General features: G+C 67.7%; 15 protein-coding genes. 13 read left to right on the forward strand and 2 right to left on the reverse strand.

Annotated features, from left to right (window positions below):
• The first annotated feature begins 2 nt into the window (after positions 1–2).
• From priA to hisI, 4 genes are read left to right on the forward strand one after another with little or no spacing between them, the layout of a single operon-like run.
• Complete coding sequence (gene priA, locus AWC08_RS32515; protein ID WP_065132354.1) at positions 3–737, forward strand: bifunctional 1-(5-phosphoribosyl)-5-((5-phosphoribosylamino)methylideneamino)imidazole-4-carboxamide isomerase/phosphoribosylanthranilate isomerase PriA; 735 nt, start codon at positions 3–5, stop codon at positions 735–737.
• A gap of 4 nt (positions 738–741) precedes the next feature.
• Positions 742–1,542 (forward strand): inositol monophosphatase family protein, encoded by an 801-nt coding sequence (locus AWC08_RS32520; protein ID WP_069434748.1) that lies wholly within the window; start codon positions 742–744, stop codon positions 1,540–1,542.
• Between the two features lies 1 nt (position 1,543).
• Positions 1,544–2,347, forward strand: coding sequence for an imidazole glycerol phosphate synthase subunit HisF (hisF, locus tag AWC08_RS32525; RefSeq protein WP_065132352.1), 804 nt, complete (start codon positions 1,544–1,546; stop codon positions 2,345–2,347).
• Positions 2,344–2,691, forward strand: coding sequence for a phosphoribosyl-AMP cyclohydrolase (gene hisI / locus AWC08_RS32530; protein WP_069434747.1), 348 nt, complete (start codon positions 2,344–2,346; stop codon positions 2,689–2,691). The genes hisF and hisI overlap by 4 nt, the downstream gene beginning before the upstream one ends.
• Here the strand turns inward: hisI and AWC08_RS32535 are convergent.
• Positions 2,688–4,178, reverse strand: a complete 1,491-nt coding sequence (locus AWC08_RS32535; RefSeq protein WP_069434746.1) for a serine/threonine-protein kinase — start codon at positions 4,176–4,178, stop codon at positions 2,688–2,690. The two genes, hisI and AWC08_RS32535, sit on opposite strands and share 4 nt — an antisense overlap.
• Positions 4,179–4,488: 310 nt before the next feature.
• Here AWC08_RS32535 and AWC08_RS32540 point away from each other — a divergent pair, with 310 nt between their 5' ends.
• The gene (locus AWC08_RS32540) at positions 4,489–5,571 is read left to right on the forward strand and encodes a calcium:cation antiporter (RefSeq protein ID WP_069434745.1); all 1,083 of its coding nucleotides are present in this window, start codon (positions 4,489–4,491) and stop codon (positions 5,569–5,571) included.
• Between the two features lie 31 nt (positions 5,572–5,602).
• Here the strand turns inward: AWC08_RS32540 and AWC08_RS32545 are convergent, their stop codons facing one another.
• Positions 5,603–6,058: a peroxiredoxin gene (locus AWC08_RS32545; protein ID WP_065132348.1), complete on the reverse strand. Its 456-nt coding sequence runs from the start codon at positions 6,056–6,058 to the stop codon at positions 5,603–5,605.
• Positions 6,059–6,108: 50 nt separating this feature from the next.
• On the opposite strand from AWC08_RS32545, the gene AWC08_RS32550 reads away from it, so the two are divergent.
• The 8 genes from AWC08_RS32550 to AWC08_RS32585 all read left to right on the forward strand — a co-directional run bounded on the left by AWC08_RS32550 (position 6,109) and on the right by AWC08_RS32585 (position 14,380).
• Positions 6,109–7,635, forward strand: a complete 1,527-nt coding sequence (locus AWC08_RS32550; RefSeq protein ID WP_065132363.1) for an anthranilate synthase component I — start codon at positions 6,109–6,111, stop codon at positions 7,633–7,635.
• A gap of 22 nt (positions 7,636–7,657) precedes the next feature.
• Positions 7,658–8,308, forward strand: coding sequence for a TIGR02234 family membrane protein (locus AWC08_RS32555; RefSeq protein WP_069434750.1), 651 nt, complete (start codon positions 7,658–7,660; stop codon positions 8,306–8,308).
• Between the two features lie 109 nt (positions 8,309–8,417).
• Positions 8,418–9,236, forward strand: a complete 819-nt coding sequence (gene trpC, locus AWC08_RS32560) for an indole-3-glycerol phosphate synthase TrpC (protein WP_055580236.1) — start codon at positions 8,418–8,420, stop codon at positions 9,234–9,236.
• 35 nt (positions 9,237–9,271) lie between these two features.
• Complete coding sequence (trpB, locus tag AWC08_RS32565) at positions 9,272–10,528, forward strand: tryptophan synthase subunit beta (RefSeq protein ID WP_065132347.1); 1,257 nt, start codon at positions 9,272–9,274, stop codon at positions 10,526–10,528.
• A complete protein-coding gene (gene trpA / locus AWC08_RS32570; RefSeq protein ID WP_069434744.1) occupies positions 10,525–11,334 on the forward strand; it encodes a tryptophan synthase subunit alpha in 810 nt (269 codons plus the stop codon). Before trpB ends, trpA begins: the two co-directional genes overlap by 4 nt.
• Positions 11,331–13,424, forward strand: coding sequence for a prolipoprotein diacylglyceryl transferase (locus AWC08_RS32575; RefSeq protein ID WP_085088740.1), 2,094 nt, complete (start codon positions 11,331–11,333; stop codon positions 13,422–13,424). The genes trpA and AWC08_RS32575 overlap by 4 nt, the downstream gene beginning before the upstream one ends.
• Before the next feature lie 148 nt (positions 13,425–13,572).
• On the forward strand, positions 13,573–13,980 hold the full coding sequence (locus AWC08_RS32580; RefSeq protein ID WP_065132344.1) for a TM2 domain-containing protein: 408 nt from the start codon (positions 13,573–13,575) through the stop codon (positions 13,978–13,980).
• The gene (locus tag AWC08_RS32585) at positions 13,970–14,380 is read left to right on the forward strand and encodes a DUF2752 domain-containing protein (protein ID WP_065132343.1); all 411 of its coding nucleotides are present in this window, start codon (positions 13,970–13,972) and stop codon (positions 14,378–14,380) included. Before AWC08_RS32580 ends, AWC08_RS32585 begins: the two co-directional genes overlap by 11 nt.
• Positions 14,381–14,517 lie beyond the last annotated feature (137 nt).

A 14,517-nucleotide genomic window follows, 5' to 3' on the forward strand; every position in this document is an offset into this window, starting at 1 on the left:
CCATGGCGCTGATTCTGTTGCCGGCCGTCGACGTCGTCGAAGGACGTGCGGTGCGCCTGGTACAGGGCAAGGCCGGCAGTGAAACCGAGTACGGCTCGGCGCTGGACGCCGCCCTGGGCTGGCAACGTGACGGCACCGACTGGATCCACCTGGTCGACCTCGACGCCGCCTTCGGTCGCGGTTCCAACCGCGAACTGCTGGCCGAGGTGGTCGGAAAACTCGACGTGCAAGTGGAACTCTCCGGCGGCATCCGCGACGATGATTCCCTGGCCGCCGCACTGGCCACCGGTTGTGCCCGGGTGAATGTGGGCACCGCGGCCCTGGAGGACCCGCAGTGGTGCGCCCGGGCGATTGCCGAGCACGGCGACAAGGTGGCCGTCGGACTCGACGTCCAGATTGTTGACGGCGCGCACCGGTTGCGCGGCCGCGGGTGGGAGACCGACGGCGGCGACCTGTGGGAGGTGCTGGACCGCCTCAACGCCGAGGGTTGCTCGCGCTACGTCGTCACCGACGTCACCAAGGACGGCACCCTGACCGGGCCCAACCTCGATCTGTTGGCCAGGGTCGCCGAACGCACCGACGCGCCGGTGATCGCCTCGGGAGGTGTGTCCAGTCTGGACGACCTGCGCGCGATCGCGACGCTGACCGACCGCGGCATCGAGGGAGCCATCGTCGGCAAGGCCCTGTATGCCGGCCGGTTCACGCTGCCGCAGGCGCTGGACGCGGTGCGGGAGTAAGCGCGTGGATCTAGAAGCGCTGGTTCGACAAGCATCGGACATCCTGGACGATGCCGTCGAGCCGTTCCTTGCCGGGCACCGCGCCGATTCGGCGGTCCGTAAGAAGGGCAACGACTTCGCCACCGAGGTCGACCTCGCCATCGAACGCCAGGTCGTCGATGCGTTGGTCGCGCGGACCGGCATCGAAGTGCACGGCGAAGAATACGGCGGTGCCGACGTGGACTCCCCGTGGGTGTGGGTGTTGGATCCGGTCGACGGCACCTTCAACTACGCCGCCGGTTCGCCGATGGCAGGAATCCTGCTGGGGCTGCTGCGCGACGGCGAACCGGTGGCCGGCCTGACCTGGCTGCCCTTCACCGGCCAGCGCTACACCGCCGTGGACGGTGGTCCACTGATGAAAAACGGTGAGCCGCAGCCGAAGTTGGCACCCGGGGAGTTGGCCGATGCGCTCGTAGGCGCCGGCTCGTTCAGCGCCGACTCGCGGGGACGTTTCCCGGGCCGGTACCGGGTAGCGCTACTGGAGAACCTCAGCCGGCTCTCCTCGCGGCTGCGCATGCACGGTTCCACCGGCATCGACCTCGCCTTCGTCGCCGACGGAATTTTGGGCGCCGCAATCAGTTTCGGCAGCCACGTCTGGGACCACGCCGCCGGAGTGGTGCTGGTGCGCGCCGCCGGCGGTGTCGTCACCGATCTGGCCGGCGAACGATGGACGCCGGCGTCGCGGTCCGCGCTGGCCGCCGCGCCTGGCGTCCATGAGGAGATTCTCGAAATCCTGCGCAGCACAGGGCAACCGGAGGATTACTGAGATGCAGCATCACTCCGGCGACGGGCTCGCCGTGCGGGTGATTCCGTGCCTGGACGTCGATGACGGCCGGGTGGTCAAGGGCGTCAACTTCGAAAACCTCAGAGACGCCGGTGATCCCGTCGAACTGGCGGCGGCATACGACGCGGAGGGCGCCGACGAACTGACGTTCCTCGACGTGACCGCGTCTTCCTCCGGCCGGGCCACCATGCTCGACGTGGTGCGCCGCACCGCCGAGCAGGTGTTCATCCCGCTCACCGTCGGTGGCGGCGTCCGCACCGTGGCCGACGTCGACACGTTGCTGCGCGCCGGGGCGGACAAGGTGTCGGTCAACACCGCAGCCATCGCCCGCCCGGACCTACTGGCAGAGATGGCGCGACAGTTCGGTTCGCAGTGCATCGTGTTGTCGGTGGATGCGCGGACCGTGCCCGAGGGTTCGCCGCCGACGCCGTCGGGTTGGGAGGTCACCACTCACGGCGGCCGGCAGGGGACCGGAATCGACGCGGTGCAGTGGGCGGCCCGCGGCGCCGAATTGGGCGTGGGGGAGATCCTGCTGAACTCGATGGACGCCGACGGCACCAAAGCGGGGTTCGATCTGGCGATGCTGCGCGCGGTGCGGGCGGCGGTCACCGTTCCGGTGATCGCCAGTGGCGGCGCCGGGGCGGTGGAGCATTTCGCGCCGGCGGTCGACGCGGGAGCGGATGCGGTGTTGGCGGCCAGCGTGTTTCACTTCCGCGAGTTGAGCATCGGGCAGGTCAAGGCGGCGATGGCCGCCGAAGACATCACCGTGCGGATGACGGCGCTATGACCCTCGATCCCACGATTGCCGCACGCTTGAAGCGCAACGCCGACGGATTGTTCGTCGCCGTGGTGCAGGAACGCGGCAGCGGTGATGTGTTGATGGTCGCCTGGATGGACGACGACGCGCTGGCCCGCACCCTGGAAACCCGTGAGGCGACGTACTTTTCGCGGTCGCGTGGCGAGCAGTGGATCAAGGGGGCGACTTCGGGGCATACCCAGCACGTTCACTCGGTGCGCCTGGACTGCGACGGCGACACCGTGCTGTTGACCGTCGATCAGGTTGGGGGCGCTTGCCACACCGGCGACCACAGTTGCTTTGATGCCGCGGTGCTGCTGGAACCCGAGAGCTAGCTGGCGGGCACGTTTAAGCCGATGGCCGCCGCCAGAGCGGCTTTGGTCCATTCGCGACGCTCCACGTCCGGCTTGATGCGGTCCCGGCGGATCTGCTCGACGTCGATGGGTTTGCCGGCAGTGACGGCCGCCGGCACGTGGAAGACGAAGTACGGCCGGTCGGTGGTGATGGCCAACAGCACGTCGGTGTCGGTGAAACCATTGGTGCGGATGACGTTTTCGGTCCACTTGGCGGGTTTGGCGCCTCCGAAGTCGGTGACGTACACGACCCACAGCCGGGTGCCGCGCTCGTCGTATAGCTTTCTGACGGCGCGCTCGACCACCAGGCGCTCGCCCGGCCCCAACACCCCCGCATTGTCGGTGACAAGGTCGGCCAATTTCAGGGCGGGGGGAGCGGCGCTGGCCCCCGCCGTACTGGCTGGCTGGCTCGAGTTGCCCGATGCCTGTTGTCCGCCGGAATGCCCGCGCATCACCACGACCGCGAGAATCGCGGCCACCGCCACCAGCGCGACGGCCACCACGGTGGCGATCATCGTGGTACGACGGCGGCCGACCGGCTTCGGCGCGGCGATCACCTGGGTCGGTGCCTCGATGGGTGCCGTGGCGACGGGCGCGGCGATCGTGCCCGGCTGCGCGGCCAGTGCGGCGGCGAAATCCGAGCAGGACGCGAAGCGCGCGGACCGATCCTTGGCCAGCGCCCTGGCGATGACGGGATCGAGGTAGCCCAGGTCGGGTCGACGCTCGCTCAACGACGGTGGCGGTGACGACAGATGCTGAGTGATCACCACCGCGGGGTTGGAGTGCTGGAACGGGGCGCTCCCGGTCAGCAGCTGATACGCGGCGCAGCCCAGCGCGTACTGGTCGGCCCGCCCGTCGAGATCAGAACCCTGCAACTGCTCGGGTGCGCAGTAGGCGGTGGTGCCCATCATCATGTTGGTCGCGGTCAGGCCGCTGATCTCACCGAGTTCCCGGGCGATGCCGAAGTCGGCGAGCAGGATCCGCCGCCGCGGGCCGGTGTCGCCCAGCAGAATGTTGGCGGGTTTGACGTCGCGGTGAAGCAGACCCTTGGAATGTGCGTAGTCGAGCGCCTCCGCGACGGCCGTGATGATCTGCACGACGTCCGGCAGCGGCATTCCCGACGGATAGCGGTCCCGCAGCAGTCGGGCCGCGTCGGTTCCTTCGACGTAGTCCATCGACAGCCAAAGCTGACCCTCGTACTCGCCACGGTCGTGGATGCCGACGATGTGTTCGTTGTACAAGCTTCCGGCCAGGTCGGCCTCCCGATTGAACCGCTGACGGAACTCCTGGTTCGAGGTGAACTCTGCCGGCAGAATCTTCAGGGCATCCCGCCGCGGCAGGCGAGGATGCTGCGCCAGGTACACCTCGCCCATTCCACCGGCACCGAGGCGCCGCACGATGGTGTAGCCGGCGAAGAGTTCGCCTTCCTGTAGGCCCTGCGCGGGGTCGCGGTCTGCGCTGGTCGGCATGCAAGCATGCTACTGAGGCGCAGTTAGGCGGAATTAACGCACTGGTATGCTCGAACCGCTGCGAGTTTCGCTGACCGGCATGCGCCGGTGCGTTGTGATCCGCCCAAGCGGTGGCCGCAGTTGGCGTTCCGCTGAGTCTAATGGGTTGCAGGTGACCGCGTTTCGGCGATGCAGGGTCGGGTATTTCCGGATCGACGTTGCGGCGCAACCTGGTTCACAGCTTGCTCGTCGTCGGCGGGACTTGACGATACCGGACTGCAATGTATTTGTGCGGCAACCGGTTTGGTGACCGTGGTGAGAGGGGTGATCGATGGTCAAGCGCGTGTCCTGGAACGTGCTGGCGCCGCTGGTCGCTCTCGTCGCGCTGGTGTTCAGCTGGGGCCAGGAGGTCGGGCCGGTGGTGGGCGCCGTCGCGGCGGTGCTGCTCGGCGGTGCCGTGCTGGCCGCGGTGCACCACGCCGAGGTGGTCGCGCACCGGGTGGGCGAGCCATTCGGGTCGCTGGTGCTGGCCGTGGCTGTGACCGTCATCGAGGTCGCGCTGATCGTCACGCTGATGACCTCCGGTGGCGACAAGGCGGCCACCCTGGCGCGCGACACGGTGTTCGCGGCGGTCATGATCACCACCAACGGGATCGTCGGCTTGTCGCTGCTGCTCGGTTCCCGCCGCTTCGGCGTGACACAGTTCAACGCCCACGGCAGCGGCTCCGCGCTGGCCACCGTCGCGACGCTGGCGACCTTGGGTCTGGTGCTGCCGACATTCACCACGAGTCATCCGGGTCCGCAGTTTTCCCCCGGCCAGCTCGCTTTCGCCGCGGTGGCCTCGCTGGGCCTGTATTTGATGTTCGTGTTCACCCAGACCGTTCGGCACCGCGACTTCTTCCTGCCGGTGGTGCAGAAGGGTGCGGTCGACGACGACCACCACGCCGATCCGCCGAGCACCAAGGCGGCGCTGCTGAGCCTCGGGGTGCTGATCGTCGCCCTGGTGGCGGTGGTGGGACTGGCCAAGGTGGAATCGCCGATCATCGAGCGCATGGTCGCCGCGGCGGGCTTCCCGCACTCGTTTGTCGGGGTGGTGATTGCCCTGGTGGTGCTGTTACCGGAAACCCTGGCGGCCGGCCGCGCGGCGCGTCAGGGCCGCATGCAGATCAGCCTGAACCTGGCTTACGGGTCCGCGATGGCCAGCATCGGGCTCACCATCCCTGCCATCGCGCTGGCGTCGATTTGGATCCGCGGGCCGCTGCTTTTGGGGCTCGGGCCCACCCAGTTGGTGCTGTTGGCGTTGACCATGGTGGTCAGCGTGCTGACCGTGGTGCCCGGCCGGGCCACCCGGCTCGAGGGCGAGGTCCATCTCGTCGTGCTGGCCGCCTGGTTGTTTCTGGCGATCAGCCCGTGAATCGGTGACCGCCGCCTGAGGGGGCCGGTGCTCAGCGGCCGCGCAACGTCTCCAGAGCCTTGTCCGCATGAGTGTCCATGCTGATCTCGCTGGAAATCACGTTGAGCACCGTGCGGTCGGTGTCGATGACGAACGTGGTGCGCTTGACCGGCATCAACTTGCCCAGCAGACCACGCTTGACCCCGAACTGGGTGGCCACCGTGCCGTCGCTGTCCGACAACAGCGGGTAGTCGAAATTCTGGGTGTCGGCGAACTTGGCCTGCTTCTGGACGGGATCGGTGCTGATGCCGACCCGGTTGGCCCCCACCGCGGCGAATTCGGAAGCCAGGTCGCGGAAGTGGCACGCCTCCTTGGTGCAGCCCGGAGTCATGGCAGCCGGATAGAAGAACAGCACCACGGGCCCGTCGCTGAGCAGGTCGCTGAGTTTGCGCGGTGTGCCGGTCTGGTCGGGAAGCTCGAAGTCGGCCACGGTCTCACCAATTTTCATGGTCGCCACGCTACGCGGGGGGTCACCCCGCGATCTGATTGGATGGTCCGGTGCACGACAACCTCGCAGCCACGACATCGCGGGAGGATTTTCGCGTGCTGGCGGCCGAGCATCGGGTGGTCCCGGTGACCCGCAAGGTGCTGGCTGACAGCGAAACTCCGCTGTCGGCATACCGCAAGCTCGCCGCCGGCCGCCCCGGCACTTTCCTCCTGGAATCGGCCGAGAACGGCCGGTCCTGGTCGCGCTGGTCGTTCATCGGCGCTGGGGCTCCGACGGCGTTGAGCGTGCGGGACGGTGAGGCGGTGTGGTTGGGCGGGGTGCCCAAGGACGCTCCCGCGGGCGGCGATCCGCTGGACGCGCTGCGCGCCACCTTGGAGGTGCTGGCGACGGCCGCACTGCCTGGTTTACCCCCGCTGTCCGGGGGCATGGTCGGCTACTTCGCCTACGACATGGTGCGGCGCCTGGAGCGTCTGCCCGAGCTTGCCGTCGACGACCTCAAGCTGCCCGACATGCTGCTGCTACTGGCCACCGACGTGGCCGCGGTGGACCACCACGAGGGCACCATCACCCTGATCGCCAATGCGGTGAACTGGAACGGCACCGACGAGCGGGTCGACTGGGCCTACGACGATGCGGTCGCGCGCCTGGACGTGATGACCGCCGCGCTGGGGCAGCCGTTGCCCTCGTCAGTCTCCACCTTCAGTAAACCCGAACCGGTGCATCGCGCCCAACGCACAGTCGAGGAGTACGGCGCGATCGTCGACTATCTGGTGGAGCAGATCGCCGCCGGCGAAGCCTTCCAGGTGGTGCCGTCGCAGCGCTTCGAGATGGACACCGGCGTCGACCCGATCGATGTCTACCGGATGCTGCGGGTGAGCAACCCGAGCCCGTACATGTACCTGCTACAGATACCGGATAGTGAAGGCGCCGTTGACTTTTCGATCGTCGGTTCCAGCCCCGAGGCGCTGGTCACGGTGCACGACGGACGGGCGACGACGCATCCGATCGCCGGAACCCGCTGGCGGGGGGAGACCGACGAAGAGGACGTGCTGCTGGAGAAAGAGCTACTGGCCGACCAGAAGGAGCTCGCCGAGCACCTGATGCTGGTGGACCTGGGCCGCAACGATTTGGGCCGCGTCTGCACACCGGGCACCGTGCGCGTCGAGGACTACAGCCACATCGAGCGCTACAGCCACGTCATGCACCTGGTGTCCACGGTGACGGGCCTGCTGGCAGAGGGCAAGACCGCCCTGGACGCGGTGACGGCCTGTTTCCCGGCCGGCACCCTGTCCGGCGCTCCGAAGGTACGGGCGATGGAACTGATCGAGGAAGTCGAGAAGACCCGTCGCGGGCTGTACGGCGGTGTGGTGGGCTACCTGGACTTCGCCGGCAACGCCGACTTCGCGATCGCCATTCGCACCGCGCTGATGCGCCATGGAACCGCCTATGTCCAGGCCGGCGGAGGCGTTGTGGCCGACTCCAACGGCCCTTACGAGTACAACGAGTCGAGGAACAAGGCGCGAGCGGTGCTCAACGCGATCGCCGCGGCCGAGACGCTGACGGTCCCCGGTGACTGACAGCCAGCGTCGCGGCCGGATCATCATCGGGGTTGCCCAACTGCTCCTGCTCCTCGCGGCCGGCGCCCTGTGGGGGGCGTCGCGGTTCACCTGGGTCGTGATCCGCTCGTTCGACGGGCTGGGGCCGCCCAAGGAGATCAGCCTGTCCGGAGCGTCGTGGTCGACGGCGCTGCTGCCCCTGGCGATCGTGAACCTGGCCGCCGCCGTCGCGGCACTGGCGGTGCGCGGCTGGCAATTGCGCGCCCTGGCGGCGCTGCTGGCGGCCGCGAGCTTCGCGATCGGCTACCTGGGCGTCAGCTTGTGGGCCGTACCGGATGTGGCGGCACGCAGCGCCGATCTCGCGCACGTCCCGGTGGCGACGCTGGTGGGCAGCGCACGCCAGTACTCCGGGGCGGTGGTGACGGTCGGCGCGGCAGTGTGCACCCTGATCGCCGCGGCGTTGTTGATGCGGTCGGCGTCGGCAGTCGGCTCCGCGCGTTCGGACAGCACGAAATACCTGGCGCCAGGGGCGCGCCGCTCGGCGGCGCGCCAGCTCGACGAGACGCAGATCGAGGGCCGATCGCAGCCACAAGGCGGTCAGTCGCAGCTGTCGGAACGCATGATCTGGGACGCTCTCGACGAGGGCCGCGACCCTACCGATCGGCCCGATGACTCGGACACCGAGGGCCGGTGACGGACCCATTCGTGACGGTCGCTACCCTTCTCTCACGCCGTCGAAATCGATTGACGAGCGCGGGGTGACCCAGACGCACAGTGGGTTACAGAAGGAAGGAACCGCAGGTATGAGTCCGGCCAACGTGCTTGACTCCATTCTTGAGGGAGTCCGGGCCGACGTTGCCGCGCGCGAAGCCCGCGTGAGCCTTTCTGAAATCAAGGCCGCCGCCGCGGCCGCTCCGCCGCCTCGCGACGTCATGGCCGCCCTGCGCGAGCCCGGTATCGGCGTCATCGCCGAGGTCAAGCGCGCCAGCCCGTCGAAGGGCCCGCTGGCGACCATCGCCGATCCGGCGAAGCTGGCCCGCGCTTACGAAGACGGCGGGGCGCGGATCATCAGCGTGCTGACCGAGGAACGACGCTTCAACGGCTCGCTCGACGACCTGGACGCGGTACGCGCCGCGGTGTCGATTCCGGTGTTGCGCAAAGACTTCGTGGTGCAGCCCTACCAAATTCACGAGGCCCGGGCGCACGGCGCGGATATGTTGCTGCTCATTGTCGCCGCGCTCGACCAGTCCGCGCTGGTGTCGATGCTCGACCGCACCGAGTCACTGGGGATGACGGCGCTTGTCGAGGTGCACACCGAAGAAGAAGCCGACCGCGCATTGAAGGCGGGAGCCAACGTCATCGGAGTCAACGCCCGTGATCTGACCACGCTCGAGGTCGACCGGGACTGCTTCGCGCGGATCGCCCCAGGATTGCCCAGCAAGGTGATCAGAATCGCCGAATCCGGTGTGCGCCACACCGGTGACCTGTTGGCCTATGCGGGTGCGGGCGCCGACGCCGTGCTCGTCGGCGAAGGTCTGGTGAAAAGCGGTGACCCCCGCGCTGCCGTCGCCGATCTGGTCACCGCCGGAACTCATCCGTCCTGTCCGAAACCGGCTCGCTAGCCGTTGATGTGCCGCGCACGCACTGAGTCTTGGTAATGGCAGATCTATCGAACCCGGATGTTCCGCGCACCAGCGCCGCCATCGTCGAACGCACCCACTACGACCCGGACGCGGGCGGCCATTTCGGTGCTTACGGCGGACGCTACGTTCCCGAGGCGCTGATGGCTGTCATCGAAGAAGTCACCGTGGCCTACGAAAAGGAGCGCGTCAACCAGGATTTCCTGGACACCCTGGACAAGTTGCAGACCCATTACGCCGGTCGGCCGTCGCCGTTGTACGAGACGACCCGGCTGGGCGAGCATGCCGGGCAGGCGCGAATCTTCCTCAAGCGAGAAGACCTGAATCACACCGGTTCTCACAAAATCAACAATGTGCTGGGTCAGGCGCTGCTGGCCCGGCGGATGGGGAAGACCCGGGTCATCGCCGAGACAGGCGCGGGCCAGCACGGGGTGGCCACGGCCACCGCCTGTGCGCTGATGGGTCTGGACTGCATCATCTACATGGGTGCGGTGGACACCGCACGCCAGGCACTCAACGTGGCCCGGATGCGGCTGCTCGGTGCGAAAGTCGTGTCGGTGGAGACCGGATCCAGAACCCTCAAGGACGCCATCAACGAGGCTTTCCGCGACTGGGTCACCAACGCCGACAACACGTACTACTGCTTCGGCACTGCCGCCGGGCCGCATCCCTTCCCGACCATGGTGCGCGATTTCCAGCGCATCATCGGCATGGAGGCGCGCGTGCAGATTCAGCGGCAGGCCGGCAGGTTGCCCGACGCGGTGGTTGCTTGCGTCGGTGGCGGGTCCAACGCGATCGGCATCTTCCATGCCTTCCTCGACGATCCCGGCGTCCGGTTGGTGGGCTACGAAGCCGCCGGCGACGGCGTCGAGACCGGCCGGCATGCGGCGACTTTCGCCGGTGGGTCCCCGGGTGCTTTCCAGGGCTCGTTCTCCTACTTGTTGCAGGACGAGGATGGGCAGACGGTCGAATCACACTCCATCTCAGCGGGTTTGGACTACCCCGGGGTAGGCCCGGAACACGCGTGGCTCAAAGACGCCGGGCGCGTTCAATACGAGCCGATCACCGACACCGAGGCGATGGACGCGTTCGGCCTGCTGTCCCGTTCGGAAGGGATCATCCCTGCCATCGAGTCCGCGCACGCGGTGGCCGGCGCCTTGAAGTTGGGCGCCGAACTAGGAAGGGGCGCGGTCATTGTGGTGAACCTTTCAGGCCGCGGCGATAAGGATGTCGAGACCGCCGCAAAGTGGTTCGGCCTGATGGACGAGTCATGACCGTGCAGCAGAGCGAGGCCAGCAGGCTTGGCCCGCTGTTCGATTCGTGCCGCGCAGAAGGTCGAGCGGCATTGATCGGTTATCTGCCCACCGGGTATCCGGACGTGCCGACCTCACTGCAGGCGATGACCGCACTGGTGGAATCCGGTTGCGACATCGTCGAAGTCGGTGTGCCTTACTCCGATCCGGGGATGGACGGTCCCACGATCCAGCGGGCCACAGAACGGGCGCTGAGCGGGGGAGTCCGGGTCCGCGACACACTGACCGTGGTCGAGGCGGTCAGTGCCGCCGGCGGTCACGCGGTCGTGATGACCTATTGGAATCCGGTTCTGCGCTACGGGATTGACGCTTTCGCCCGTGACCTGGCAGCGGCCGGAGGTCAGGGACTGATCACGCCCGACCTCATACCCGACGAGGCGGCGCAGTGGATTGCGGCGTCAGAGGAGCACGGTTTGGATCGCATCTTCCTGGTGGCGCCGTCGTCGACGCCCGAACGACTGGTGGCCACTGTCGAGGCTTCGCGCGGATTCGTCTACGCGGCTTCGACGATGGGTGTGACGGGCGCGCGCGATGCGGTGTCGACGGCCGCACCGGAACTGGTGAGAAGGGTAAAGACGGTGGCTGACATACCGGTTGGCGTCGGCCTCGGGGTGCGCTTGGGTGAGCAGGCCGCGCAGATCGGCAGCTACGCCGACGGGGTGATCGTCGGATCTGCACTGGTTTCGGCGTTGGGTGACGGTTTGCCCGCCCTGCGCGCGCTGACCGAGGAACTTGCCGCGGGCGTGCGCCAGAGGAAGTCGGCATGACGACGCGGTTCCTCGCCTACATTCCCAGCCCGCCGCGGGGCGTCTGGCATTTGGGACCGCTGCCCATCCGTGCCTATGCGTTCTTCATCATCACCGGCATCATCGTCGCTCTGCTGATCGGGGACCGGCGCTGGGCGGCCCGCGGCGGCCAGCGGGGTGTCATCTACGACATCGCCCTCTGGATGGTGCCGTTCGGTCTGATCGGCGGTCGCCTCTACCACCTGGCCACGGACTGGCAGACCTACTGGGGTCCCGGTGGTGCGGGCCTGAGTGCGGCGCTGCGCATCTGGGACGGCGGCCTGGGCATCTGGGGTGCCGTGGCGCTCGGGGTCGTGGGCGCCTGGATCGGCTGTCGGCGGCACGGCGTCCCGTTGCCCGCGTTCATCGATGCGGTGGCGCCGGGAGTGGTGCTGGCGCAGGCCATCGGACGGCTCGGGAACTACTTCAATCAGGAACTCTACGGCCGCGAAACGACGATGCCCTGGGGCCTGGAGATCTTCTACCGGCGCGACCCGGCCGGATACGTCGACGTGCACTCGCTCGACGGCGTCTCGACGGGGCAGGTGGCGCTCGTCGTGCAGCCCACGTTCCTCTACGAATTGCTCTGGAATCTGCTGGTTTTCGGCCTCCTGCTGCTGCTGGACCGGCGTTTCGTCCTCGGCCACGGGCGACTGTTCGCGTCCTACGTCGCGCTGTACTGCGTCGGCCGATTCGGGGTGGAGTTGCTGCGCGACGACACCGCGACGCACATCGCTGGCATCCGGATCAACACGTTCACGTCCACGTTCGTCTTCATCGGCGCGGTGGTCTACATCATTCTGGCCCCCAAGGGCCGTGAGGATCCGGCGCTGCTGCGCGGACGTGGGGCCGGCGAAGCCGACGAAGTCGCGGAGCCTGAGCCGGAGGAGGAATTGGCGGCCGTTGCGGCGGCAGGTGCCACGACGGCCGCGGCTCCGGCGGGAGCCGGTGGCGGCGATGAACCCGTTGAAACCGCTGAAGCCGACGGTGGCGACGAACCGGCCCCTGTCACCGACGGTGAGCCGGAGGCAGAGTCCGAACCGGAGGTGACTGAGGCGGAGGCCGCTGTAGCCGAGGCGGTCGAGGGAGACGTCGGGGAGGTTGAAGAAGGCCCAGACGGCGAAGTGGCTGAAGCGGCCGAAGAAGCCGAAGAGACCGACGTCGTCGCGGTGGATCTCGAGCCCGAGCTTGCCGACGAGACCGAAGCGACGGAACTTGCCGAGGCCGAAGAGCGCGAGGGCGCGGAGCCGGATGTCCAGTCCGACCTCACCACGGCCGAGCCTGCGACCGACGCCGTCGAGGAAGCCGGACCGGACGAGGCTGACATCGAGGCAGCACCTGCGGCGGAACTTGAGGAGGCCGAGTCAGAGGTTGCGGAAGCCGAGCTGGCGGAGGAAACCGCCGAGTCGGCAGAGGCAGAACCTGTGGCCGAGGACCCCTCGACGGCGGCTAAGGCCAGTGGTCACCCGTTGCTTGGTGCCGGGCCCGCAGCGACCGAGGCAGTCGGCGAACCTCAGGAAGCGACCGCCGCGGCGGAGCCTGAACTGGTCGAGGTCCAAGCTGCCGAAGCCGACGAAGTCGAAGCGATCGACGAGGCGGTCGAAGCTGCCGACGAGACCGACGAGGCCGCCGAGACCGACGAAACCGCCGAGGCCGCCGAGGCTGCCCAGGCCGTCGAAGCTGCCGAAGTCGAAGCGACCGACGAGACCGACGAGGCCGCCGAAGTCGAAGCGACCGACGAGACCGACGAGGCCGCCGAAGCCGAGACCGACGAGGCCGTCGAAGCCGACGAGATCGACGAGGCCGTCGAAGTCGAAACCGACGAGGCCGCCGAAGTCCAGGCGACCGACGAGACCGACGAGGCCACCGGGAACGAGGCCGACGAACCCGAGTCGAGCGAGCCCGAGTCGAGCGAGCCCGAGACCGTCAACACCGAATCCGAGGCTGCGGAGCCGAAGTCCGAGGGCGACGACGGCCCCGCTCCGCCGGGCCCGGCGCCGGAAGCCCAGGCGGAGACCGCTGGCACCGAGCGTCAGCGCTGGCGATTCCGGCTAAGAAGGCAGCGTTCGTAACTGCGCATCACCAACCCTAAGTGCCGTACGCCGCAGCCGATATCGCCGGTGATATCGCATTTCAGCGCGTGTTATGGGTTCCCTCGCGGTGCCGGAGTGACCGATGTGACCAGCGGCGGCGACGCGACCTATCTGGCATGCTGAAACCGTGACTGACCAGCCGTGGCCCGGGGCGAGCGAGCCGGGCTCCCCGCCGCAGGACCCGGGATACCCGCCGCCGCCTTTCCCGCCGCCCTATCCGTCGTACCCGCAGTACCCGCAATACGGGGCCGGCTACGACCCGTCAGCGCCCTTCGGGCGACACCCCGTGACCGGGCAACCCTATTCGGACAAGTCGAAGACCGTCGCCGGCCTGCTCCAGCTGATCGGCCTCTTCGGTTTCGTCGGCATCGGGCGCATCTACGCGGGATATGTGGGCCTGGGCATCGCGCAATTGGTGGTCGGCTGGGTGACCTGCGGGCTCGGCGCCTGGGTGTGGGGCATCATCGACGCGGTGCTGATCCTGACCGATAAAGTCACTGACCCGCAGGGGCGTCCGTTGCGCGATGGCACCTGACTCGCCCGCTCCGGCAGCGCCGAAGATCGTCACCGCAGGATCTGCGGTCCTGCTGGCCGGTGCGCTGACCTACATCGGGTTCGCCGATCCGCACAAAGCGGATTCGGTGTATCCACAGTGTCCGCTCAAATTTCTCACCGGCTGGAACTGTCCGGCCTGCGGTGGCCTTCGCATGACGCACGATCTGCTGCATGGTGACCTGATGGCCGCCGCCACCGACAATGTGTTCGCGCTTGTCGTGATCCCGCTGCTGGCGGGCTGGATCATGGTGCGCCGATTCAATGGCCGTTCGTGGTTGCCGATGAAGACGATGGTCACGCTGCTGATCGCGGCGACGGCGTGGATGGTGGTGCGCAACCTGCCCGGCTTTCCGTTGGTGCCGACCGTCCTGAGCGGCTGATCGACACCCGTCACCAGCCCCTTGCCCACCGCGAACGTGAAGCTGGCCGCACAATCGGCGGGCAAATTCATACGGTCATTGCAACAACATGGATCTTAGGAGTTGCAATGCCAAGTGGTTACCCGCATCCGCCGGCG

The organism is Mycobacterium gordonae, assembly GCF_002101675.1.
GTDB classification, from domain to species: domain Bacteria; phylum Actinomycetota; class Actinomycetes; order Mycobacteriales; family Mycobacteriaceae; genus Mycobacterium; species Mycobacterium gordonae.

Coding starts and splice junctions, on each gene's coding strand:
- priA (WP_065132354.1), top strand. CDS start 3: ATGGCGCTGATTCTGTTGCCGGCCGTCGACGTCGTCGAAGGACGTGCG.
- hisF (WP_065132352.1), top strand. CDS start 1,544: ATGCAGCATCACTCCGGCGACGGGCTCGCCGTGCGGGTGATTCCGTGC.
- hisI (WP_069434747.1), top strand. CDS start 2,344: ATGACCCTCGATCCCACGATTGCCGCACGCTTGAAGCGCAACGCCGAC.
- AWC08_RS32535 (WP_069434746.1), bottom strand. CDS start 4,178: ATGCCGACCAGCGCAGACCGCGACCCCGCGCAGGGCCTACAGGAAGGC.
- AWC08_RS32540 (WP_069434745.1), top strand. CDS start 4,489: ATGGTCAAGCGCGTGTCCTGGAACGTGCTGGCGCCGCTGGTCGCTCTC.
- AWC08_RS32545 (WP_065132348.1), bottom strand. CDS start 6,058: ATGAAAATTGGTGAGACCGTGGCCGACTTCGAGCTTCCCGACCAGACC.
- trpC (WP_055580236.1), top strand. CDS start 8,418: ATGAGTCCGGCCAACGTGCTTGACTCCATTCTTGAGGGAGTCCGGGCC.
- trpB (WP_065132347.1), top strand. CDS start 9,272: ATGGCAGATCTATCGAACCCGGATGTTCCGCGCACCAGCGCCGCCATC.
- trpA (WP_069434744.1), top strand. CDS start 10,525: ATGACCGTGCAGCAGAGCGAGGCCAGCAGGCTTGGCCCGCTGTTCGAT.
- AWC08_RS32575 (WP_085088740.1), top strand. CDS start 11,331: ATGACGACGCGGTTCCTCGCCTACATTCCCAGCCCGCCGCGGGGCGTC.
- AWC08_RS32585 (WP_065132343.1), top strand. CDS start 13,970: ATGGCACCTGACTCGCCCGCTCCGGCAGCGCCGAAGATCGTCACCGCA.